This window comes from Ensifer sp. ENS10, from assembly GCF_014852025.1.
In the GTDB taxonomy this organism is placed as follows: Bacteria; Pseudomonadota; Alphaproteobacteria; order Rhizobiales; family Rhizobiaceae; genus Ensifer.
On sequence record NZ_JACVAS010000002.1, the window covers coordinates 471,700 to 491,518 of the forward strand.

26 protein-coding genes and 1 pseudogene are annotated in these 19,819 nt (G+C 63.1%); 13 read left to right on the forward strand and 14 right to left on the reverse strand.

What is annotated here, in order from left to right:
• Window positions 1-6: 6 nt before the first annotated feature.
• Window positions 7-588, forward strand: a complete 582-nt coding sequence (locus tag IB265_RS09235) for a dienelactone hydrolase family protein (protein WP_113736986.1) — start codon at window positions 7-9, stop codon at window positions 586-588.
• 463 nt (window positions 589-1,051) lie between these two features.
• Here the strand turns inward: IB265_RS09235 and IB265_RS09240 are convergent, their stop codons facing one another.
• Together IB265_RS09240 and IB265_RS09245 are read right to left on the reverse strand one after the other, a co-directional pair.
• Entirely contained in the window at window positions 1,052-1,945 is an 894-nt protein-coding gene (locus IB265_RS09240) for an SDR family NAD(P)-dependent oxidoreductase (protein ID WP_093234673.1), read from the reverse strand.
• 111 nt (window positions 1,946-2,056) lie between these two features.
• Entirely contained in the window at window positions 2,057-2,515 is a 459-nt protein-coding gene (locus IB265_RS09245) for a MarR family winged helix-turn-helix transcriptional regulator (protein ID WP_063891506.1), read from the reverse strand.
• A 494-nt stretch (window positions 2,516-3,009) separates the two neighbouring features.
• On the opposite strand from IB265_RS09245, the gene IB265_RS09250 reads away from it, so the two are divergent.
• On the forward strand, window positions 3,010-3,960 hold the full coding sequence (locus tag IB265_RS09250) for a hypothetical protein (RefSeq protein ID WP_057254444.1): 951 nt from the start codon (window positions 3,010-3,012) through the stop codon (window positions 3,958-3,960).
• 15 nt (window positions 3,961-3,975) lie between these two features.
• On the opposite strand, the gene IB265_RS09255 is transcribed toward IB265_RS09250, so the two are convergent.
• Window positions 3,976-4,599: a LysE family translocator gene (locus IB265_RS09255; RefSeq protein WP_093234675.1), complete on the reverse strand. Its 624-nt coding sequence runs from the start codon at window positions 4,597-4,599 to the stop codon at window positions 3,976-3,978.
• Window positions 4,600-4,714: 115 nt separating this feature from the next.
• On the opposite strand from IB265_RS09255, the gene IB265_RS09260 reads away from it, so the two are divergent.
• The 3 genes from IB265_RS09260 (at window position 4,715) to IB265_RS09270 (ending at window position 6,543) form a co-directional block, all read left to right on the forward strand.
• A complete protein-coding gene (locus tag IB265_RS09260) occupies window positions 4,715-5,167 on the forward strand; it encodes an Lrp/AsnC family transcriptional regulator (protein WP_057253994.1) in 453 nt (150 codons plus the stop codon).
• A gap of 250 nt (window positions 5,168-5,417) precedes the next feature.
• Window positions 5,418-5,801, forward strand: coding sequence for a DUF4440 domain-containing protein (locus tag IB265_RS09265; protein ID WP_112995609.1), 384 nt, complete (start codon window positions 5,418-5,420; stop codon window positions 5,799-5,801).
• A 91-nt stretch (window positions 5,802-5,892) separates the two neighbouring features.
• Window positions 5,893-6,543 carry a glutathione S-transferase family protein gene (locus tag IB265_RS09270; protein WP_057253992.1) on the forward strand — a complete coding sequence of 217 codons (651 nt, stop codon included), beginning with the start codon at window positions 5,893-5,895 and terminating at the stop codon, window positions 6,541-6,543.
• Window positions 6,544-6,651: 108 nt separating this feature from the next.
• On the opposite strand, the gene IB265_RS09275 is transcribed toward IB265_RS09270, so the two are convergent.
• On the reverse strand, window positions 6,652-7,458 hold the full coding sequence (locus IB265_RS09275) for a class I SAM-dependent methyltransferase (RefSeq protein ID WP_057253990.1): 807 nt from the start codon (window positions 7,456-7,458) through the stop codon (window positions 6,652-6,654).
• Between the two features lie 341 nt (window positions 7,459-7,799).
• On the opposite strand from IB265_RS09275, the gene IB265_RS09280 reads away from it, so the two are divergent.
• Together IB265_RS09280 and IB265_RS09285 are read left to right on the forward strand one after the other, a co-directional pair.
• Window positions 7,800-8,264: a cupin domain-containing protein gene (locus IB265_RS09280; protein ID WP_057254440.1), complete on the forward strand. Its 465-nt coding sequence runs from the start codon at window positions 7,800-7,802 to the stop codon at window positions 8,262-8,264.
• A gap of 235 nt (window positions 8,265-8,499) precedes the next feature.
• Window positions 8,500-8,970 carry a nucleoside deaminase gene (locus IB265_RS09285; RefSeq protein ID WP_057254438.1) on the forward strand — a complete coding sequence of 157 codons (471 nt, stop codon included), beginning with the start codon at window positions 8,500-8,502 and terminating at the stop codon, window positions 8,968-8,970.
• 159 nt (window positions 8,971-9,129) lie between these two features.
• Here IB265_RS09285 and IB265_RS09290 read toward each other — a convergent pair whose 3' ends face one another.
• The 4 genes from IB265_RS09290 to IB265_RS09305 form a co-directional block, all read right to left on the reverse strand.
• Window positions 9,130-9,732, reverse strand: a complete 603-nt coding sequence (locus IB265_RS09290) for a hypothetical protein (protein WP_057253988.1) — start codon at window positions 9,730-9,732, stop codon at window positions 9,130-9,132.
• 104 nt (window positions 9,733-9,836) lie between these two features.
• Window positions 9,837-10,514, reverse strand: a complete 678-nt coding sequence (locus IB265_RS36630) for a helix-turn-helix domain-containing protein (protein ID WP_244495697.1) — start codon at window positions 10,512-10,514, stop codon at window positions 9,837-9,839.
• Window positions 10,504-11,040, reverse strand: a complete 537-nt coding sequence (locus IB265_RS09300) for a hypothetical protein (protein ID WP_143032972.1) — start codon at window positions 11,038-11,040, stop codon at window positions 10,504-10,506. Before IB265_RS09300 ends, IB265_RS36630 begins: the two co-directional genes overlap by 11 nt.
• Window positions 11,041-11,498: 458 nt before the next feature.
• Entirely contained in the window at window positions 11,499-11,699 is a 201-nt protein-coding gene (locus tag IB265_RS09305) for a hypothetical protein (protein WP_057253982.1), read from the reverse strand.
• 1,017 nt (window positions 11,700-12,716) lie between these two features.
• On the opposite strand from IB265_RS09305, the gene IB265_RS09310 reads away from it, so the two are divergent.
• Window positions 12,717-13,364 carry a S24 family peptidase gene (locus tag IB265_RS09310; protein ID WP_057253980.1) on the forward strand — a complete coding sequence of 216 codons (648 nt, stop codon included), beginning with the start codon at window positions 12,717-12,719 and terminating at the stop codon, window positions 13,362-13,364.
• Window positions 13,365-13,738: 374 nt separating this feature from the next.
• Here IB265_RS09310 and IB265_RS09315 read toward each other — a convergent pair whose 3' ends face one another.
• Complete coding sequence (locus IB265_RS09315; protein WP_057253978.1) at window positions 13,739-13,987, reverse strand: hypothetical protein; 249 nt, start codon at window positions 13,985-13,987, stop codon at window positions 13,739-13,741.
• Between the two features lie 247 nt (window positions 13,988-14,234).
• Between IB265_RS09315 and IB265_RS09320 the strand changes: the two genes are divergently transcribed.
• Genes IB265_RS09320 through IB265_RS09330 form a run of 3 tightly spaced genes read left to right on the forward strand, consistent with a single transcriptional unit; the run spans window position 14,235 to window position 15,360 of the window.
• Entirely contained in the window at window positions 14,235-14,660 is a 426-nt protein-coding gene (locus tag IB265_RS09320; RefSeq protein WP_112995530.1) for a hypothetical protein, read from the forward strand.
• The gene (locus IB265_RS09325; protein WP_110881668.1) at window positions 14,657-14,920 is read left to right on the forward strand and encodes a hypothetical protein; all 264 of its coding nucleotides are present in this window, start codon (window positions 14,657-14,659) and stop codon (window positions 14,918-14,920) included. Before IB265_RS09320 ends, IB265_RS09325 begins: the two co-directional genes overlap by 4 nt.
• A 35-nt stretch (window positions 14,921-14,955) precedes the next feature.
• The gene (locus IB265_RS09330; RefSeq protein WP_057253974.1) at window positions 14,956-15,360 is read left to right on the forward strand and encodes a hypothetical protein; all 405 of its coding nucleotides are present in this window, start codon (window positions 14,956-14,958) and stop codon (window positions 15,358-15,360) included.
• Window positions 15,361-15,547: 187 nt separating this feature from the next.
• Here the strand turns inward: IB265_RS09330 and IB265_RS36635 are convergent.
• The 5 genes and pseudogenes from IB265_RS36635 to IB265_RS09345 form a co-directional block, all read right to left on the reverse strand.
• A pseudogene (locus IB265_RS36635) lies at window positions 15,548-15,670 on the reverse strand (entericidin); the annotation flags it as partial.
• A gap of 448 nt (window positions 15,671-16,118) precedes the next feature.
• Window positions 16,119-16,535: a hypothetical protein gene (locus IB265_RS09335; protein ID WP_057253972.1), complete on the reverse strand. Its 417-nt coding sequence runs from the start codon at window positions 16,533-16,535 to the stop codon at window positions 16,119-16,121.
• A gap of 326 nt (window positions 16,536-16,861) precedes the next feature.
• Window positions 16,862-17,227 (reverse strand): hypothetical protein, encoded by a 366-nt coding sequence (locus IB265_RS09340; RefSeq protein ID WP_057253970.1) that lies wholly within the window; start codon window positions 17,225-17,227, stop codon window positions 16,862-16,864.
• Between the two features lie 130 nt (window positions 17,228-17,357).
• On the reverse strand, window positions 17,358-17,555 hold the full coding sequence (locus IB265_RS36640; RefSeq protein ID WP_244495696.1) for a hypothetical protein: 198 nt from the start codon (window positions 17,553-17,555) through the stop codon (window positions 17,358-17,360).
• On the reverse strand, window positions 17,530-18,057 hold the full coding sequence (locus IB265_RS09345) for a 50S ribosomal protein L11 methyltransferase (RefSeq protein ID WP_244495695.1): 528 nt from the start codon (window positions 18,055-18,057) through the stop codon (window positions 17,530-17,532). Before IB265_RS09345 ends, IB265_RS36640 begins: the two co-directional genes overlap by 26 nt.
• 216 nt (window positions 18,058-18,273) lie before the next feature.
• On the opposite strand from IB265_RS09345, the gene IB265_RS09350 reads away from it, so the two are divergent.
• On the forward strand, window positions 18,274-19,290 hold the full coding sequence (locus tag IB265_RS09350) for a glycosyltransferase family 2 protein (protein ID WP_057254434.1): 1,017 nt from the start codon (window positions 18,274-18,276) through the stop codon (window positions 19,288-19,290).
• Between the two features lie 253 nt (window positions 19,291-19,543).
• The gene (locus IB265_RS09355) at window positions 19,544-19,813 is read left to right on the forward strand and encodes a hypothetical protein (protein ID WP_057253968.1); all 270 of its coding nucleotides are present in this window, start codon (window positions 19,544-19,546) and stop codon (window positions 19,811-19,813) included.
• The last annotated feature ends 6 nt before the right edge of the window (window positions 19,814-19,819 follow it).

Consider the following 19,819-nt stretch of genomic DNA (forward strand, 5'->3'; position numbering starts at 1 on the left):
TCGTCCATGGCCGAGGTCCTGCTCTTCCATCACGCCCAGGGGCTGACCCCGGGAATGCACGCTTTCGCCGAGGACCTCCGGGCCGCCGGCCACACCGTGCACCTGCCTGATCTCTTCGAGGGGCGCACCTTCGCAAGCATCGAAGAAGGCCTCGCCTATATCGGCGAGGTCGGCTTCGATGAGATGCGCGAGCGCGGCGTTCGCCTCGCCGACGCGCTTCCCCAGGGCCTCGTCTATGCCGGCTTCTCCTTCGGCGTCCTGCCGGCCCAGAAGCTCGCCCAGACCCGGCCCGGCGCCCGCGGCGCCCTACTCTTCTACTCCTGCATCCCGATCAGCGGTCAGTGGTCCTTCGGCCCCTGGCCGGATGGCGTGCCCGTCCAGATCCACGGCATGGACAACGACCCGATCTTCGTCGGCGAAGGCGACATCGACGCCGCCCGCGAACTCGTCGAGAAGGCCGACGATGCCGAGCTCTTCCTCTATCCCGGCGACCAGCACTATTTCGCCGACAGCTCGCTGCCGTCCTACGACGCGGCGGCAACGGCGCTGCTGACGGATCGGGTGCTTGCTTTTCTCAAGCGGGTCTGAAGCTGCCCTATTGTAGGAAAAGCTCGGAGTTGCTCAGCAATCCCACCAATCGGTCATGGTGGCCTTGGCCGCTTTGCGCCAACAGTAGACATTCGCCGACCGCGGCGCCGTGGCCGATATGGGGCCGAGAGCGGGACGGCAGGTTCCGGGCAGCAGCATTGATGAAGCGGACATTCGCTATCGGCTTAAATCAGCAGGTCGGCCATTGACTGCTGTCGACCCCTCCAGGTCGTACCTTGACCTGGATGTGAGCATCTGCTTCGGCCAAAAGCTATAGTCCATCGAGTGCGCAGCTGCCAGTCGCTACGCACTCGAGGATTCAGCTCAGTGGCCGGTGAATTAATCGCAAAGCCATGGCATTTTCGAGGTGGACGATGCAGCTCCGAAACATGCGTTCCGGATAGCCCCGGTTAGCGACCTGGATTAGTCACCCTGATATATCCGCCCCAAAACGTACAGGATTCTAATTTCGGTCGACTGACGTTTGCGCTTCACGGACGAAGCGCGCCCGGTTCGCGTTGACGAAAGCTTCTACGGTCATCAGCGGGCCACCAATAATCTTCGTGCCGATGTCATCGAGACCGGCGAGGAGACCCTCTTGCTGGTCCAGCTCCGCAGCTTCGAAGTGCCGCCGCAAGACGGTGTCATCCTCGAGCCCCGCGAGCTCCAGAAAGGCCGATACGGTAAGCTGCTCGAAGGGCAGATCGACTCCGAGGACCCGACCAACCTCTGCTGCGAGCTCCTCGTGACTATACTCCTTCGGGCCGTGCAGCTGGTAGGCTTGGCCGCCGTGGCCTTCCGGTTTCTCCAGGATGTTGGCGATGATCTTCGCCGTATCGGCCGCGGCCAGCGGAGCAAAGCGGCCATCCTTGTTGAATGGCATGACGTAGCGGCCGCGCTGGATGAATGTCGAGATGTAGAGGAGCCACTCGGCGAAGAAGGTGATGCGCAAGTTCGTCGTCGGGATGCCTGACCACTTGAACACCTGCTCCGAAAGCCAATGGTTCTGGGTCACCTTGCTGCGCGCGTCGGGCCTGGATTGCTTGTGGGACAGGTTGACGATGTGCTCGACGCCCTGCTCTCTCGCCACCTGTGCGAAGATGACTGCCGCCTCCACGAGACCGTCGGCAATGGGATAGCAGAAGTAAGCGCGGTCGACGCCGTCGAAAGCCAGCCGCATATCGCGCAGGCTGGTGATGTCCCCATAAACGATCTCGGCACCCAGACTGGCCAGCTCCTGCGAGCGAGCGTCCTCCCGACGAGCGAGGGCGCGGACCTTTAGGCCTTTCTTCAGCAGTTCCTTCACGGTCGGACGCCCCGTATCTCCGGTTGCACCGGTCACCAGAATCGTTGTCATCGCATTTCTCCTTTCGATAATGGCATCAGGCGCTCCGCGGCGTCCTAATGCTGCATATACAACACATGGGAAGCAGTGTTGTATATGCAATACCATAATTTCAGATTCCGGCTAATCGCGCGGAATGTCGTCCGCGACGGTCTTGATTGCGCTCAAGCCTGCTTGCCCAAGCAGCTTGGACGCTCGTTCCTGCCCCGCCCGCCAGGCCGGCATGGATGAAAACAGCAGGTCTTCGCCAGCTTTGCTCAGCCGAAGGGGGCGCTGACGACCTTGAACCTTGTCGGGGACCTCTTCGATCCATCCCGCGTCCAGCATCAGCTTGAGGTTTCTCGTCAAGGTGGAGCGATCGAGGCAGTTGGCTCGGCCGATTTCGGCACGCGTCGCGACGCCCATCCGCATGATTGAACCGAGTAAGGTGTGTTGCGAGGACACTAGGCCGAACGGCCGCAGTTCCTCGTCGAAGATGTTGGTCATAACGCGTGAGATAAGGCGCGCCCGCGAAATTACGCAGGCATCTTCCAGTTCCCGCAGCATTGCTCGTCTATCGTCGGGTAGGGAACGCAGGTTCATAAGTCTCTCGATGATGCATCTACAACATGTAGTCAACCAGTATCGCGTTTCAAGGAGGATACGAAACCCTGATGTCTCAGCGCATGCCACGGGCGATGATCTGCATAAACGCCGGAACGTTCGCTCTCGCTGGAAGCTGCCGTTCGCCGTATCATCCGAGGACGGCAGCAGAGTCCCATTGAGGCCGTTGCCGCTCAGCGCCGCTCCACGTGAATGAATGGCAGCTTCTGGGCTCGGCGATCGGCGCGCTGAACGGCTCAAATGGGGGCGCAAAGCAGCCGTCCGCGATGCGAACCTCTATGTCCGGTTTGAGCCGAAAGCTGCCGAAACGAACGACCGCTGAAGCCGTCAGCCGAAATGAATATTGAAATCCTCTTGCAGAAAGTCCTAGGCACTGGAAATCCCAGGCGAATTCACACTAATATAACGTCGCCGAACAAGCTTCGGAAATTGGAAATATACTACTGCAAACCTTGAAATACTTCGGAGCAACCGTGCTTATCTACTCGGACGAAAACCTTGAGGTCATCCATCGCCCGGGCGCCTCGGCTTACCTCCTCATCACCTTCAACGAGATGGAAATCCAGGCAAACGGGAGCCGCTACTGGGGCCAGCGCTTTTGCGAGAAGGCGGATATCGCCGCCCTCGGCTTCATCAGCAAGCGTCCCAACTGGTTTCCGGCCGAAAGCGTGGTCAAGGCGGTCGAGGCTGCGGCGCCGATCCTGAAGGCAGCACCCGAGCGCATCCTCTACGGCCATTCTCAGGGCGGTTATGCAGCGCTTCGCTACCGCCGGCGTTTCAACGCCACGACAGCCATCGCCTTCTGCCCGCAAATCTCGATCAATCCCAAAGCCGTTCCCTACGACAATCGCTTTCTCAGGCATTTCTCGCCCGACCTGCACGCCAATATGAGTATCGCCCCCGACCATGCCGCCGGCCGCGCCTATCTCTTCTACGACCCGTTCCACGCGATCGATCGCAGGCATGCCGAGCGCATAGCGGAACTGCAGGCGGAAACGCATCTCGTGCCCGTACACATGACCGGTCATGGCACGGTCAGGGTCTTCACCGGAACGCAGCGCGCGCTTTCGCTGATCGATGCCTGCCGCGCCAATGACCTTGCTGCCCTGCGCGCCCTTGCCCGCTCCGCGCGGATCGACGCGCCGATGCGGCCTTACCAGAACGCCGTCGCCGCCATGGCCCGCCACCCGGCCTGGGCCGATCGCCTGCACGCCCGCTTCGGCGATCGCTTTGCCCCTACAGAGCAGGTCAACTTCCTCTTCCACCGCGCCAATCGCCATATCCGCGACGGCAACCTCGTCACGGCGCGCGACATGCTGACGAATGCCCTGTCGCTCCTGCCCGGCCACCCCGCCGTCACGCTTCGCCTGCGCGACCTCGACGCCCGCATCGGTCGCGAAGAAAAGCTGGCTAAAGCGTCCTGAGGCGGCCGCCACGCCTCATCGGACCATGACAAGCTGCTCGGCGAGCAGGAACAGCGCGATCGCAATCATCGCCGCGCCTGAGAACTGGCTCACCAGACGGGCCACGCGCGGGCGCGTCCTGAGGACCATGCTCGAACCCGTGCCGACAAGCGAGTAGATCAGCGCACAGTTGAGCATATGCACGGCCCCGAGCGCCGCGATCTGGCTCGGGATCGTCCAGCTCCCGTCGCGGCTGGTAAACTGCGGCAGCAGCGCCAGGAAAAGAAGTAGCGCCTTCGGGTTGATGCCGCTCACCGCGAAACCGCGGACGATCCACCCGGTCCAGCTCCTGGCCGCCTGATCTTCATCGGCCACCGGAACAGGCGGATGGGCCAGAACCCCGACGCCGAGCCAAAGGAGATAGCCCGCTCCCAGCACGGTAAGCACCGTCAGAACCGCCGGAACGCCGGCGACGAGCGCGCCGACGCCGGCCGCGACCACCAGAGTGATCGCAAGATAGCCAAGCAGCATGCCGGAAACGGCCGGCATGATCGCCCTGTCTCGCAATCCCGCCGAGATCGCATAGGCCCAGTCTGCGCCGGGTGTCAGCACCAGCGAAAACGATATCGCCCAAAACGCCGTCAACAGACCCATTTCCATCTCGCGCCACCTTCCTTCGGATACCCGCGCCATCAAAGGAAGAATAGCGTTGCATCACGGGGATTAGCTCCATATCTCTTGCCGAGATGTGGCATCTTGAGGTAATATCTCCCTCATGGATGATACGGACCGCAAGATTCTTGCTGAGCTTCAGAAGGACGGGAGACTGTCGGTTACCGAGCTCGGCGACCGCATCGGGCTCAGCCTTTCCCCCTGCCATCGCCGGGTCAGGGCGCTCGAGCAATCCGGCGTGATCAGCGACTATCGCGCCAATATCGATGCCGCCAAGGTCGGCCTCAATTTCTCGGCGATCGTCTTTGCGACGCTCAGGGAAGGCAGCCGCGAGAACGTGCATGCCTTCGAAAAGGCTCTTTGGGCGATACCGGAAATCACGCAAGCCGAGCGTCTGTTTGGCGATCCCGACTACATGCTGCACGTGGTGACTGAGGACCTGAAGGCTTTCCAGGCGCTCTATGACGAGAGCCTGCTTGCGCTGCCGAGCGTGCTGCGCCTGACCTCTACCCTTGTGATGAAGAGCATCTTCCAGAACCGGCCGCTTCCTCTTTGAACGGCTGGCTCGCGCCGCCCCGGATGAACTGGTGCGCCACGGCTACAGCGTCCTTTGCGTTCATCTGAACGCACGGCGCTCTGGCAGTTGCCGTCCGAGGTCTCAGCAGATTACAGCGCCGCGCGTCTTATCAGACGCGCAAAGGTCGCTGTAGCACTTTGATTTTCTGCATGCCTTTGTCCTTAAATCGAGGTCGATTAAGGAGACATGCAGTAGTGTACCGGCAGCCCTCGCCCACAGCGGAACAATCATGATGCACGCTCTGCCCCCTCTCGATGAAATCCGTGCGCTTGAAGAAGCACTGCACCGCCCGGAGGTTCGCCGGTCGCGTTCAGCCGTCGAGGCGCTGCTCGCCGAAGGCTTCGTCGAGTTCGGGGCTTCCGGTACGATCTATCATCGTGCGGAAATCATCGATCTGCTTGTGCAGGAGCCAGAGCAAGACGATGGCGAACTGCGCGCGAGCGATTACCGCCTGACCGCCATTTCGCCGGAAGCATTGCTCTTGACCTACAGAACCCATCGCAGAGAAAGCGATGGATCGGAGCGGCACGCACTCAGAAGCTCTGTCTGGAAGCGAAACGGAACCAGGTGGCAGATGCTGTTCCACCAGGGAACGGTGACGGGAGCGGCCTGAGCGGCCCGTCCAGGCGCGACTTTCGCGACGACGTGTCGGGATCGCGGGCTGCCATCCGTCTTCAAGGGAGACCAAGCGATGGAGGACAACGATGACGATCACCATTACCGCTTTCGAACGGTCACCGGATCGCGGCAAGGGGCTCGCGCGCGACATGCGTGTCCGCTGGGCGCTCGAGGAAGTAGGCCTGCCCTACGAGGTTCGCCTTCTGTCGTTCAAGGCGATGAAGCAGCCGCCGCATCTCTCCCTTCAGCCCTTCGGCCAGATCCCGACCTATGAGGAAGGCGATCTCGCCCTCTTCGAGTCCGGAGCGATCGTGCTCCATATCGCCGAGCGCCATGCCGGCCTGTTGCCAGACGAAGCCAATGCCCGGGCGCGCGCGATCGCCTGGATGTTTGCCGCGCTCAACACCATCGAGCCGCCGGTCTTCGACCGTAATCTCGTCCAGATCCTCGAACGCAACGAGCCCTGGTACGAGCACCGCCTGCGTGCGCTCGACGAAACCATCCGCAGACGGCTTGGCGGCCTTTCCAATCACCTTGGCGATGCCGACTGGCTCGATGGCGCCTTCAGCGCCGGCGACCTCCTGATGGTGACGGTGCTGCGCCGGCTGCATGGATCAGGGATTCTTGAGGAATACCCGAACCTTGCTGCCTATGTCGCTCGCGGCGAAGCACGGCCGGCCTACAAGCGCGCCTTCGAGGCCCAGTTGGCGGTTTTCACCTCCGCATCGGCAGGCTAACCCGGAAGCGGCAACCGAGTTGCGTCACTCTGACAGAGCCGCATCACCCGGTTGACCTCTTTCTTCAAGTCTCCAGCGATCCCAGGGGTATGAGCCGCCGCCCTGAATTCAACCTGGCACCACACCTTTGACGGCCCAGGCGACCGCGACATAGGACCGTGGACCATCGACCTCGCCATCGAGATAGGCAGAACGGACCGCATCGCGAAGCCGCGTGCGCGCCGGCTCATTGAGTGTCGCGATATATTCGGCCCCTGGGCCATCCTTGCCGAGATAGGGCGTCCAGTAGTCGTCGAAGGAAGCGTACTCCATGCGGATCGCAAGCTCAGCCGTCTCGACCTCGACAAGGCCGGCCCTATGCCAGGCCGCCTCCAGTTCGCCAGGCCGGGTCATCGGGCGGGTGAAGGCGCGCTCGCGAAGCCGGCGGGCGGCGGGATCAAGGGCTGCCGCCGTATCGAGGAACAGGCGGCTGGCAACGAAACCGCCGCGACCGTCCCACACGGTGGCAGCGACCGTTGCGCCAGGCCGCGCAACGCGGCGCATCTCCGCCACGGCCCGTTCCGGCTCAGAAACGAAATGCAGCATCAGCAGCGACAGGACCCGATCGAACGCCGCATCCTCAAAGGGCAGAGCGCATGCGTCGCCAATCTGGAAGGAGACGCGCGGATCCGGATTGCTGCGGCTGGCGTGTTCGATGTAGGGCGCTGCGCAATCCACCCCGCAGACGGCGGAAAGGTCGGGCCGCGCGGCCAACAGGAATGTCAGGCTGCCGGTGCCGCAGCCGACATCCAGCACCCGTTCGCCCGCCGCGGCTCCGGCAAATGCCAGGAAGGGCACGGCCAGCCTTCGGCTCCAGCGCCCCATCTGCAACTCATATCCGTCGCCAGTGTTGGCATTGAACGTCGATGCAGCCATCACAGCACACTCCAGCCAGCTGAACGGGCGAACTCTACCACAGGCTGGGCAAGCCGAGACATCGGTGCTGGCAAACTGCCGCGTCGATCGGTTTACCGGGTTCGAGACCGATCCCCGGCATGCGGAACCGATCGCCATTCGCGCGCGGTGGATATTTCGCCATCCTCTCGGTAAGCCGGCCAGACAGGGCGCCGCCCCGGCTCCATCGGCGCCGGATCGGACCGTGCCGCACCTCACCCTTCGTCCTGATGTCGCCGCCGACGCATGCAACCATGCCGCCGCGCTTCCTCGGGAGCGCAGCGGACAGGACCGCTCCTGCGAAATTCGATGGGGTATTTGCGATGAGCAGCACAGAACCGAAAGCATTCGCCCTCGCCGGCGTCGTCATGAAGCGTCTGTTGTCCGGCAGCCAGACCGACGGCCAGTTCTGCCTCTTCGAAAACGTCAGCGGCGGCGACACCAGGACGCCAATTCACGTCCACGCCAGCGACGACGAAACCGTCTACATCCTCGAGGGCGAACTGACTGCGGTAATCGGCGGGACCGCGCACCGGTTGACCGTGGGCCAGAGCATCTTTCTCCCGCGCCGCGTACCCCACCAGCTCCTCAACGTCAGCCGCCGGCCGGCGCGCTACATCCTGATCGGCACGCCAGCCATCTTCGACCGGTTTCTGGAGGAAGCCGGCCGTGAACTTGGGCCGGGCGAAGCGGTCAAGCCACCGACATCGGAAGAGCTTGATCGGCTTCGGAGGGCCGCGCCGAAGTTCGGCATCACCCTGCTTGCCGACTGGTCGGATCAAGATTGACCCGCCGCCAGCGCAGGCTGCGGCGGTTGGGGAAAGACCGGGCAATGCGACCGCCTCACCTGTCGCAAGGAGAACGGAGACACACTCCCCTTTGCAAGCGCAGCACCCGCTGGCATGGCGGATGTCTTGCGAAATTGCGGGCAGCGGCGATATCGGACATTCGATTTTCGAGCTACGATCGTCCGAACGGCACCGTCCAATCGGTGGCGTCCACGACGTTGGGGAGCGACAGACCATGACCCGCGATCAGATGCTCGCCCACCTTCGCGCCGCCGACGAAGTCGCGCGCGAGGCCGCCGCGCACGGCCATCATCCTTTCGGCGCGGTCCTGGTCGGCCCCGACGACAGCATCCTGATGCGCCAGGGCAATATCGACACCGTACGCCACGCCGAGACCGAGCTTAGCCGGCGTGCCGCGACCGCCTATCCGGCGAAATTCCTATGGTCCTGCACGCTGGTTTCAACCGGCGAGCCCTGCGCCATGTGCACCGGCACGCTCTATTGGGCGAATATCGGTCGCCTGGTCTACGGCTTCGAGGAGGAAAAGCTCCTTGCCGAAACCAGCGACCACCCCGAAAACCCGACCATGAACCTCGCCTCGCGCACGGTGCTTGCCTCCGGCCAGAAGCCGATCGAGGTTTTTGGCCCCTTCCCCGAGATCGAGGACGAACTACTCAGCCCCCACCGGACCTTCTGGCGCCGCTGATGCGGCGCGCCCGATGGAGTTAGACTGCAAAAGTATCCCGCGGCCGGGTGTGACGAAGCGATTTAGGTGGGGCGTCGCCATATGTCCCTTCTCCCCGCCTGCGGCGAGACGGTGGCCGGCAGGCCGGACGAGCGGTCCAGAAGATGGGCGCCATCTACCTCACCCCTCCTTCTCCCGCGACAGCCCCAAGTGCCAGTGCAGCTCGGTCAGCCCGCGTTTCAGCCAGGCGAGCTGCCGTTCCGGCATGGTGCGCAGCATCTCGTAATCCATGATGCAGACGTTGAAGACCGTCGTCTTCACCTGCGGTCCGTCCTGCAGTTTCAGGAGCACGCCTTCCAGTTCCATCATCCGGTTCGCCGCCTGGCGGGCGCTCCGGGCACGCTCGGCGGAGGTCTCGCCGGCAAAACCCTTGACGCTGAAGAGCGACTGCGCCCTGACACTCGGAAAGGGAATGCCGGTGAGGCTGTAATAGCGCGCCATCTGCCGGGCGTACTCGTCGCCCGCCTCGCGCTCATGCGCCGTCAGCTTGCCGTCGAGGAACATGCGGCCGAGTGTGTAGCCGGCAAAGGGGCTCGCAACATCGACGTCGCGCTTGCCGGAAAAATGCATGCGCTTGCGCGCGTCGAGCGCCACGGAGCGCACCTCCCGTTCGGTCTCGCCGTGCTTGATCTGCCCACCGGGATAGCGTGCCACGTCGGCCTTGCGCGGCCGGCCGGCCCGGCTGGCGCGCTTGATGCGGATGCGTTCTGCCTTGGATGTCATCGTATCGTTTCCTCGTTTCATTCATTCGTCATCGCTGCTTGGCCGTACCGCCGGCCCCGGCTTCGCGCTGACGCAAAATCAATCCAAAAATCAAAAGGCTGCCGTCATCGGCTGGCGCCGCGCCTGTTCACCGCATGCAGCACCGACGTATGGTCGCGGTGGAAGATGCGGCCGAGCGCCGGCAGCGACAGATCCTTGCGCTCCTCGTAGACTGCCGCCATGCAGCGATGGCGCGGCTCGACCAGGCGGCGCTCGCGGCCAACGCCGATGATCTCCTCCCAGGTGATGCCGGGATAGGCGCCAAGCACGTCGTCGATGATCTCGCGCACCGGCCGCCGGCTGAAGAGATCGCCGCCTGCCGCATCCGCCGCGCCGCAAATCATCCGCGCCTGCGACAGAAGCCGCGCCTCCGCATCGGCGAGCGCCAGTTCCAGCTCCGCGATCCGCCGCGTTTGCGTGCGCACCTGAACCGCGACCATGCCCGCCAGATCCTCCAGCGTCGCGGCGGGCGCCGCCTCGCGGTCAGCCGCGGCCATCCCCACGGAACCTTCGGCTTGCGCGTGACCACGCGCGGCCGCCTTCTGCCTCACCTCGTCGCCTGCCGTCATCCGCATTGCCATAGCCTCTGCGCCGCTTTCCGCGCGCGCCTGTCCACGGTGGCGCTTTCCCGTATCGTCGTCACCGCCAGCCCCGGGCACGGCCCTCGCCCGCGCCGCAACGGCGCTTGTCCTGCCGCCTGCAGCTGTCTGCCCTGTCATGAATTCCGTTGCCTCAGGCTGCATGGTGGATCTCCCGGGTTGCAAGCGCGCTTACGTTCTGGGCGGCCGCCTTGGCCGCTGCGTGTGTCCGCCGAAACGCTTCGAGCCTGGCGCGAACGCGGGCACGACTGGCTTCGGAACGGCCGGTATCCCGGGGCTTGAGGGCGGCGATCGTCTCACGCTTGCGGGCAAGCTCCGCCCGCATGCTCAGCGCCTCTGCCTTTGCCAGTGCCGCCAGCACCGGCGGCTTCGGGATCGTGCCCAGCAGCACATTGGCGTTGGCCGCATAGTCGCCGCGGATCAGCTTCTGCGTCGCCGCCGTTAGCCCACAGCCCGGCACGCCGGAGAGCGCATAATGGTAGACGGCGAGGATCTTTTTCGGCTCGATCCCCTGCGGCATCGTCATGCCGGCCGTCTGCATCGCGTCGAGGCTGCGCAGCACCGCCGCCTCGCTGGCCGGCGCCAGCCGTTCAGTGAGCGCGGTAATCTCCCGGCTCAAGGTCGAAAGCCGGGCCTGCGCCGGCAAACTCATCATTTCCAAGAGGGTCATTGTTTCGGTTTCCTTTGATTTCGCTTTCAATCGCTTGCCTGCATTCCCGCTGGTGGCGGGCAAAGGCGGTCTCGTGCGGCGGCGCCTGCTGGCGATGTCCGCGTCGCGGTGGTCCGGCGTCTCCGGCCCGGCCCGCCGCGGTTGATCGGCTCGCGACTTGGGGGCCGCCAGCCCTGGCTGGTCGGCCGGCATTGCGCATCCAGTTCCGCCAGGTGGCCGCCCAGTCGAGCTTGGTGGCATTGCGGCCGGATTTGGCGGTCCAGTAGTCGCGAAACTTGTCGAATTCGATTGTTGCCTCGGCCGGCCCGAAGCCGAGCCCGGCGGCAAACGCCCAGTCGGGCTCGAAGGTCGCGGGCAGCCGGCTGGCCCTGCGGCCGCGCCCCGACCGCGCTGCATTTTCCGCCCCCAGGTGGAGATCGAGCTGAGGGCCGCTCCCGGCCGGAGTCGTGTCGGGAGAGTTAGAGGACACCCGCCGCTGTCGCCGTGACATCGCGTGACGTCACGCGCGCCCTGTGACGCTGCTGCCGTTCGCGATCGCCTGCCCGGCGCCGCTCGATCTCCGACTGCTGCCCGGCTTCGGCGGCGCGCACGGCGCAAAGGATCATCTCCGGCGACGCACCGGATTGAACCAGCGCCTCGACGATCGCGGTGATGCGCATGGCCGCTACTCCCCGCTCGGCCGGGATGCGGCCCCGGCCCTGGCCTTGCCGGGCGCCGCGGCAACAGCGCTGCCGCAGACGCGTACCAAAGGCGGCAGGACGCCCGCGCCCTTGCTTTCCGCCTGTCCTCTAGAGCGCCGTGCGTTCGACCGAACGCACAAAGGACGCTCCAGCACTTTGATTCCAGAGCATCTTTCCGCCTCCAGCGTTTCCACTTGAAAGCGGGAGGCTCCAGGCCTTCCTGTCAGACTGTCCTGCGCCATGCCTTTTCCCATGCCTTCGCCTTTGGCCGCCCCGTCTGGCACGGCCATTCCATCGCGCTCATCGCGCGCCAAATCCGCTTGTCTCCCCACCCCGCCGACAAGCCGCTTCCAGCATCCGCCCCTGATGGGCGGACCGGTCAGGCCCTTCGGTCCCTTGCGCCGCGCATCCCAAAGGAATGCAGGCGGGACGACGGGCGCCACTTCGGGCTCGTGAGCCGGCACCGCACCCCCAAGGAGCGCAGCCGCCTGCTCCCGGCGCCCGGACCGCGCACGCCGCCAGCCGCAACCATTGCCAGTTCCGGAGGCATGCGCCGGTGACGGCTTGCCGGCGACGAATTGCAGCGAGAGGAGGAAAAGTGCTGACGGTTTCCCGCCCGCGTTCCGCTCGCGCCAATTTCGATCGCGCTCATGTTGCCGGGCCGAGCCGACCCAAGATCATCGTAATCGAAGAGCGAGAGGCTCCGGGGAGGAAGCGGAACCTCTCGCCCGCTGCGCACCCCGAAATCGTTGCCGATCGGGAAGACAGCAGCTTTTCTCAAAATGCTCACCGCAATTGCTGCGGAGACCGATCTGTGGGGCCATTGACAGCGCCGCGCGTCTTTTAAAAACGCTGGCGATGCCGGCCGCCGCCGGAAACTCAGGCGATTTGCACCGCTCATTTCCGTTGACATCCTATTCATAGTAGGATTTCCTACACTCATCAAGAGGAAATTTCCTATTGGACGTAAGAAACGGAATCTGGGATGCCAGTGCCATGGACGAATTGCGCCGCCTTATCCGGGAAGCAGTCGACGCGAAGAAGACGACCTACAAGGATCTGTCGATCGCGATCGCGAAGAACCACGCCTATATCCAGCAATTCGTCGAGCGCGAGACACCGCGGGAACTGCGCGAGCGCGACGCGCGCACGATCGTCGATCTGATTCAGGGCGCCCCCGCCGCCGAAGCGGCACCGAGACGTGCGCCCGGCTTCGCACCGCAGATCGTGCCCGGCGAACAGCTCGTCGGCCATCGCGACCTACCGATCTTCGCCGCCGCGCAAGGCGGCGACGGCCACGTGATCGTCACCTTCGATGCGGTCGAATATGTCAAGCGCCCCTCGGTGCTTGAGGGCGTCAAGGGCGCCTACGGCATCTACCTCACCGGCAGCTCGATGATCCCGGCATACGAGCCCGGCGACATGGCGCTCGTCCACCCGCATCTGCCGCCGGCGCGCGACAAGGACGTGGTGCTCTATCACGTGCCGCCCGCCAACGACGCCGAAGCGATCATCAAGCGGCTGGTCTCCTTCAACGACCGCGAATGGACGCTCCGGCAGTACAACCCTTTCCTGGAATTCACCGAGAGCCGGGTCGAGTGGTCCTTCTGCCACCGGGTGGTCGGCAAATACAGCGCCCGCTAGAGCCTGCAGGGCCAAGCGACGATATCCTTGCATATTCAACGTGCTATATCGCTTACCTGATTCAAAGCAGCATGCCGACCACATAGCTGCTCACCCCCTGAACAGGGCCGCGATGGGCGCCAGCTTGTCTCGACGACTGGCAGTGGGGTAGCGAGTCCCGACCACAGGCACGTCAATTCTGCACCAAGTGCCAGCCGATCCAGGGACAAATCCCGCACGCCACAGGCACTGGCTGGTTCGCCCCTCACCGCCAGGCGAGGATGCCGCGGGCAAGGCATCGCCTCGGGGCAGTCCTCAACACTTCGCCATGCAATCGCCGCCGTTCCGCATGCCGTCACAAAGCGTTCGGTCCGCTGCCTCCTGCCACTTGACACTCAGGCCGCCATCCCCTCCTCGATCTCCATCGGCAGGTCGCCCGACATGAAGAGCAGCGTGGCGTCCTCGAACTCCCCGGTCGCGAGATCGCCTGAGCGGCTGAAGGCCACGACGCCCACCTTGGTCGCTGCCAGCCTTTCGGCCAGCCGCACCGCATGTTCGGCCCCGGTCGCCTGCACCGGATTGTCGGCAAGCAGCGCCCCGCGGCTCCCCAGCGTGAAGCTCTGAACCACGAAATAGGTGATCATCCCATGCTCCTTTTCCGCCACCTGGAATGGCGGCTCCAAGGTGGCGCAATCGATCGAACAAAACAAGAACAAATAATCGCCTATCGACAACTCAAAGCGGCCGCGCGAAGAAAATTCCTGCCGGCAGTGCCTTTCCTATTGAAGTATAAATAGGAATTTTCCTATATTGCCACAGAACGAAACCGGAGGGACCGATGGCACCCGCAAGGGCGCGCCAGCGCGCACCTCGAACAGGCCGAGGTGAACGATGCCCGACGTGTTGATCGCGGATGCTGTGACAGGCCCCGCCCCGTTCCTTCACGGGCGCGAGGTCATTCTCGCCGTCATGACGCTCGGCACCGGCTATTTTTGCGAGGAGACAGACACGGTCGGCACCACCTACCGCACCGCTGCCGATTGGCTTCGGGTCCACGATGGCGAGCATGTCGCAAAGCTGATCCGCTTCGATCTCGACGTCCTCCACGGCGAAGACGTGACCGAGACGGTCGCCGACGCCTGGCTCGAAGGCTACGACCAGAGCCCGCAAGAGGAGCACAAGCTGCCGGCCTTTGTCCGCACCTCCGACGCCTGGGAGCGCTGGTGCGCGGATTTCGACGCGGAACGCTCCCCCTACAGCCAGGCCGTCCACGGCACCCTCAACCACCGCCAGCAGTTCGGTGCCGATCTCAGATGACCATGACGCTCGACAAGTCCGCCCTCTTCGCCGCCATGGAAGCCTTCTGGGAAGCCGAAGGCGGCAATGAGCGCGGCGTGGAAGCCGCGATATCCGCCTATCTGCAGCGCCAGAACCTCACCGCTTTCAACGACATGGCCACGCGCAAGCGCGCCGCATTGGCCGCGGCAACCGCCCGGTCGCATGGATCCGCTCGCGGGCATGACGACGGCGCAAAGTGCCCAATATTGGCAATCATTATTAATTTGCAAAAATGCTAATAAAGTAAGCGGGGAGCATCAAGAGGAGAGAATCGATGCCGCGCCTTGCTCAATTGTATTTCAAGACCGCAATCATATTCCTGATCATCGGCCTCTGTATCGGCCTGCACATGGCTATCAGTCAGGATCATGCCGCCACGCCGGCGCATGCCCATACAAACCTGCTCGGCTGGGTCACGATGGCAATCTTCGGCATCTATTATGCGCTCAATCCCGCCAAGGCCGAGCGCCGGCTCGCCATGATCCAATATTACGTCTACACCTCAGGCGTCGCCGTGCTGGTGCCGTCGCTCTATCTGATGGTCACCGGCAGGCCCGAGATCGAGCCCATCGTCGCCGCGGCCTCGATCGTCGCCTTCGTCGGCGTGCTGCTGTTTGCAGTCGTCATCTTTTCGAGCAGCGAAACGGTCGCTCAGCCGAACGCCTTGCGGCCGCGATAACGCTCGTCCGGGCACCGACCGCACCACCATCGAGCGCGAACACAGGAAAGGCCGAAGTGCCTTTCCTGCATCGGGTTCTTGCGCCCTAGATCATTTCATTGTTTCATCGAAACACTGAAGTGATCTAAGTCTTTGAAATTACGCAATTCCGAACGGAAAACCGTTTCGCACTTTTCCTGGATTTGCTCTATTTCGAGGTCGACTTCAGTACCCGGTGCGTCGCGTCGTCGAGTGCGTGGCCGGTCTCGGCTCCATCCTGCCGAAAGCCGCGCGCCGTGTTGCCACAGGCCGAAAGGGCAAGAAGCGCTACAGCGCCGCGCGTCTTATCAGACGCGCAAAGGTCGCTGTAGCACTTTGAATTGCTGCATGTTCTTGTCCTTTAATCGGGTACGATTAAAGGACACATGCAGTAGGCAGAGGACCATGAGCATCGTCTTTGACATCATCGTCTCCGTCAGTTTCTCCTTTCGGAAATGAGGCGGAACGCGGCAAAGTCAATCGGCGCTGCTCAAGACCGGGACCGCGAAAGACGGGCGCGGCGGCCATGGCCCGCCGCTCGGCTCTTCTCAGGATTTATTTTGGCGAGCGTACCGGAATCGCCGAATCAGGCCTTCCCCCGGCTGGCGGATGCGCGTTAGCTTCCGTACCGCGCAGTACGTTCTTTCTGACTGCGCTTCCCCGCACCCCGAGCCATTTTGGGTGCTCGCTTGCCCCGCCCTCGTGCGGGGCTCTTTCTTTTTCGCGCTTTGTCGCGCGCGTCAGACGACCTTGAATACGGCGTCGCCGACAAAGACGATCACATATTGCCCGCCTTCGCCCGCGCGCGCCCAGCGCTGCAGCGTCTCGGCATAGGGCGTCTGCTTCCAGATTTCCGGATAATCGGGATCGACGAGAACGGTGACCTGCGGCCCCTGCCGATAAATCATCATGCGCGAGCGCGCCGGATCCCAGGTGTCGTCCAGGCCCTCATCCGTGCGCCAAAGACAGAGGAAGTCGCGACAGAGCTGCGGCCGCTGCTCATAGATCCGGCACCCCTCACCGTCGATGCAATGCCGGCACCAGTCGTTTGCCGGTTTTTCCAACGCGTCGATATCCGGCAGCCGGCAGCAAAGGGTGCAGGTGCCGCAGGCACGCTCGCCGAGCGGTGTGGATGTCGAAGAGGTCGGAATGATCATCGGCGGACGCTATATCACATTGCCCTTCCTCAAGGGAACGGACCAGCGGCGTTCACCCCATTGCGGCGAGCCAGGCACGAGCATCACGCCGCCGCCTCGCACTGCGGAATACGGAACGAGGAGCATTTGCCGCGTGTCCTTTGCGCGGCGCAGGCAATTCCCGACTGCGCCCTCGACCGCGCCCCCTGACCGCACCAAGCGCGCGGTCGAGACAGGGAGACACGTTAGAGCAATTCCAGGAAAAGTGCGAAACGGTTTTCCGTCCAGAATTGCGTAATTTCAAAGACTTAGATCACTTCAGTGTTTCGATGAAACAATGAAGTGATCTAGCGGATGCGCGGGCAACCGCTGCGGTTGGCGAGATAGATCCTGGCGTATTGTCCACGCCGTCCGATGCCCTCGACGACGATTCGGTTGCGGCTCATTCCGGCGATCTCGGGATCACGCATGCCATAGCCATAGGCGCGGCGAATGGCCTGGCGGGCGCTGCAGCCGCGCCGCGGGCTGTAGTAATCGTCGTCATAGCGGCGTTCGCGCCGATAGTCCCGATCCCAGTCGCCATCGTCGCCGCGAGGTCCGATGTAGAGATCAAGGGACTGCGCCGGAGATACCGAAGGCAGCGCCGTGACGGCGCCTACGGCGCCTGCGGCGACCAGGAGCACGGCCAGAAGTTTGCTCATCTTGTGTGTCATATCAGTCTCCTCCACCCGCTACCCATTGAGAGGACCTCAAGGCTAGCCCAGTGAACGTGAATGCAGGAGTAACCAACGACCCGCCAAAAAGTTGCGATGGTCGCGTCATGGCGAGCGAAATCGGCTGCGTTCAAGCGCGGTTCCGGTGGAAATGGAAGGTCTTGCGGTCGGTCTCGCCTTGCCGGAACCCCTTGTCCGCCAGGATCGCCTTCAATTCCTCGACCTTCGCCTCGCCGATGACATGCGGGTGCAGTTCCACCAGGATATCCCTGAACGAGCCGAAATCGGCAACGCGCAGCAATTCATCCTCGCTGCCTTCCACATCCATGATCAGCACATCGGGGCGATAGGTCTGGAGTACCTCGGAGAAGACGTCGCTCCACTTTCGCGCCCGGCAGCTGACGGTCGTAGGCGCTCGACGAAATGATGTTGTCGCTCCGGAAGAAGGAGATCCTGCGCCCTTCGGCCGTCATCGCTCTGAGCCGCAAGGCGGGCTCGATGCCGTTCAGCCGGAAGTTCTCGCGGATCAGCGGCTCCAGCGACGCATTGGCCTCATAGGTCAGCACGTTCGAAGCGCCGCAGATCCTTGCCGCAAGCAGCGCGATGAAGCCGACGCCGGTGCCGACTTCCAGCACCTTCGAGCCGGGCTTCAGCAGCCGAAGCAGGATGTTGCGCTCCGTATCCTCGTAGACTTCGCGATACATCAGGTCGCGCACGACGGCCGGAACGCGCGCCGCGTCGGACACCAGCCGGATGCCGTCGATCGTCACCGTGCGCGCATTGGTGAAGTAACGAATTCTCTTTCGGATCGAACGAAGAAGACGCTTCATGCCTTGCCTCAAGGATCTTTTCACCGCCAGTTAGTGCGATTTCGCGCTCCAGAGACAGGCAATGCGCCACTCGCGGCATCGCCGGGTCGATGCCATCAGGCAATTGCCTCACCGGTGTTTTTGATCTAAGTCGCCCCATATTATGTATGAAGAATACATATCGGAATGGGAATGAAAGACATTACCTATCCCTTCAGGGATCAATCCGACGCCGAGATGATCTCGGACCGAAACCTCTTCGATCGCCTCATCACCTGGTACGAATCCGCCAAGGTCGAGCGTCGCGAACGGACGGAGGGCCGCGAAGTCGACCTGCGCTGCGTCAGCCCGCAGGGGCAAACGTCGCTCTACCCTGATGATCTCCCGCTGGTTTTCCTCAGCCGCAATGACGCGAAGCTGATGCCCGGCTTTCTGGCGCATTACCGGTCGTTGGGCGTTACCCGTTTCATCTGTGTGGATGATGCCTCGACCGATGGGACGCGTGAATATCTGCTGGGCCAGCCCGATGTCGACCTGTGGGCGTCTGCGCTTCGCTACGCGGAAGCCCGGCGCGGCCGCCTCTGGAGGGAGGCGCTGTTTGCGCGCTATGGCGGCGACCGCTGGTACGTCAACGTCGATTCCGATGAGTTCCTGATCTACGACGATTGCGAGAACCGCACGCTGTGGTCGGTGATCCATACGCTCGAGAATCTGAAGATTTCACGGCTGCCCGCACCGATGCTGGATATGTATCCGGTCAATCTGCGCACGGCAGACGTCAATCAGCTGAAAACCCGAGCCCCGTGGGAGGTCGCCGATCATTTCGATAGCCGTGGCTATTCGCTGGCAACGACCGCGCGAGCGATCACGGTCAAGGGCGGCGCGCGCCACCGCGAGTTTGAATCCGACCTGGAACTGATCAAGTATCCGTTGATCTTCTGGGACGAGGACTGTCGCTTCGGCGCCAGCATCCATCAGCCGCTGCCCTATCAACGCAACTTCTCCTCGGTGCTCGGCGCGCTGCTGCATTTCAAGTTCTTCGCCGACTACGAAAAGGTCATCGAGGATGCCGTCGCCGACGGCCAATACTTCGACGGTTCGGCGGCCTATGCGAAGATGACGGAAGCCCTCGCCGGCACCGGCGCGCTGCAGCTCTTTTCCCATTCCTCGGTGAAATTCGGCGGTTCGAAGCAATTGCTGCGGCTCGGCTTCATCACCCCCGTGCCCAAATCCACCGCCGGCGGCGAGCGCTAGGCTCGCGGTCCGCGGCCCTTACCAGTCAGCCTTCACACACCGGAAAAGCACCGGCTCTCCCGGCACAGGCACGCTCGAGAACTCATCACCGCGCCGCTCCCGGCTATGTCTCCAGGCCGAAGATCAACGGCACGGCCGGTCGCTGCGCGACCGGATGGATCGTTTTTCAACCGATCCGCGAGTTTGGCCGTTGATTATTCGACCGACCGCTCCATTTACACCTCTGAGGCACTTAACCTGAGGAGAAGCCTGCATGAATCGAAACACAGTCATCGGCATCGTGGTTGTGATCGTGCTCATCATTCTTGGCGTCGTGTACCTGAAACCGGGGGCCAAGCAAGCCACCGAGACGGCACCGGCGACGACGACGACGGAGCCCGCGACGACCGAGCAGAAGCCAGCAACGACGCAGCAGCCGGCAACGACTGACCAGTCGACGACGCAGCCCTCGACCACTCAGCCGTCCACGACCGAACCGTCAACGACGCAGCCGTCCACGACGCAGCCGGCAACGACACCGTAACGGCCA

Coding starts and splice junctions, on each gene's coding strand:
- IB265_RS09325 (WP_110881668.1), top strand. CDS start 14,657: ATGACCATGACGCTCGACAAGTCCGCCCTCTTCGCCGCCATGGAAGCC.
- IB265_RS09345 (WP_244495695.1), bottom strand. CDS start 18,057: ATGAAGCGTCTTCTTCGTTCGATCCGAAAGAGAATTCGTTACTTCACC.
- IB265_RS09335 (WP_057253972.1), bottom strand. CDS start 16,535: ATGATCATTCCGACCTCTTCGACATCCACACCGCTCGGCGAGCGTGCC.
- IB265_RS36640 (WP_244495696.1), bottom strand. CDS start 17,555: ATGGATGTGGAAGGCAGCGAGGATGAATTGCTGCGCGTTGCCGATTTC.
- IB265_RS09300 (WP_143032972.1), bottom strand. CDS start 11,040: ATGACCCTCTTGGAAATGATGAGTTTGCCGGCGCAGGCCCGGCTTTCG.
- IB265_RS09340 (WP_057253970.1), bottom strand. CDS start 17,227: ATGACACACAAGATGAGCAAACTTCTGGCCGTGCTCCTGGTCGCCGCA.
- IB265_RS09290 (WP_057253988.1), bottom strand. CDS start 9,732: ATGACATCCAAGGCAGAACGCATCCGCATCAAGCGCGCCAGCCGGGCC.
- IB265_RS09270 (WP_057253992.1), top strand. CDS start 5,893: ATGACGATCACCATTACCGCTTTCGAACGGTCACCGGATCGCGGCAAG.
- IB265_RS09255 (WP_093234675.1), bottom strand. CDS start 4,599: ATGGAAATGGGTCTGTTGACGGCGTTTTGGGCGATATCGTTTTCGCTG.
- IB265_RS09355 (WP_057253968.1), top strand. CDS start 19,544: ATGAATCGAAACACAGTCATCGGCATCGTGGTTGTGATCGTGCTCATC.
- IB265_RS09260 (WP_057253994.1), top strand. CDS start 4,715: ATGGATGATACGGACCGCAAGATTCTTGCTGAGCTTCAGAAGGACGGG.
- IB265_RS09280 (WP_057254440.1), top strand. CDS start 7,800: ATGAGCAGCACAGAACCGAAAGCATTCGCCCTCGCCGGCGTCGTCATG.
- IB265_RS09350 (WP_057254434.1), top strand. CDS start 18,274: ATGATCTCGGACCGAAACCTCTTCGATCGCCTCATCACCTGGTACGAA.
- IB265_RS09235 (WP_113736986.1), top strand. CDS start 7: ATGGCCGAGGTCCTGCTCTTCCATCACGCCCAGGGGCTGACCCCGGGA.
- IB265_RS09330 (WP_057253974.1), top strand. CDS start 14,956: ATGCCGCGCCTTGCTCAATTGTATTTCAAGACCGCAATCATATTCCTG.
- IB265_RS09305 (WP_057253982.1), bottom strand. CDS start 11,699: ATGCGCATCACCGCGATCGTCGAGGCGCTGGTTCAATCCGGTGCGTCG.
- IB265_RS09265 (WP_112995609.1), top strand. CDS start 5,418: ATGATGCACGCTCTGCCCCCTCTCGATGAAATCCGTGCGCTTGAAGAA.
- IB265_RS09240 (WP_093234673.1), bottom strand. CDS start 1,945: ATGACAACGATTCTGGTGACCGGTGCAACCGGAGATACGGGGCGTCCG.
- IB265_RS09275 (WP_057253990.1), bottom strand. CDS start 7,458: ATGGCTGCATCGACGTTCAATGCCAACACTGGCGACGGATATGAGTTG.
- IB265_RS09320 (WP_112995530.1), top strand. CDS start 14,235: ATGCCCGACGTGTTGATCGCGGATGCTGTGACAGGCCCCGCCCCGTTC.
- IB265_RS09285 (WP_057254438.1), top strand. CDS start 8,500: ATGACCCGCGATCAGATGCTCGCCCACCTTCGCGCCGCCGACGAAGTC.
- IB265_RS36630 (WP_244495697.1), bottom strand. CDS start 10,514: ATGCAGCCTGAGGCAACGGAATTCATGACAGGGCAGACAGCTGCAGGC.
- IB265_RS09315 (WP_057253978.1), bottom strand. CDS start 13,987: ATGATCACCTATTTCGTGGTTCAGAGCTTCACGCTGGGGAGCCGCGGG.
- IB265_RS09245 (WP_063891506.1), bottom strand. CDS start 2,515: ATGAACCTGCGTTCCCTACCCGACGATAGACGAGCAATGCTGCGGGAA.
- IB265_RS09310 (WP_057253980.1), top strand. CDS start 12,717: ATGGACGAATTGCGCCGCCTTATCCGGGAAGCAGTCGACGCGAAGAAG.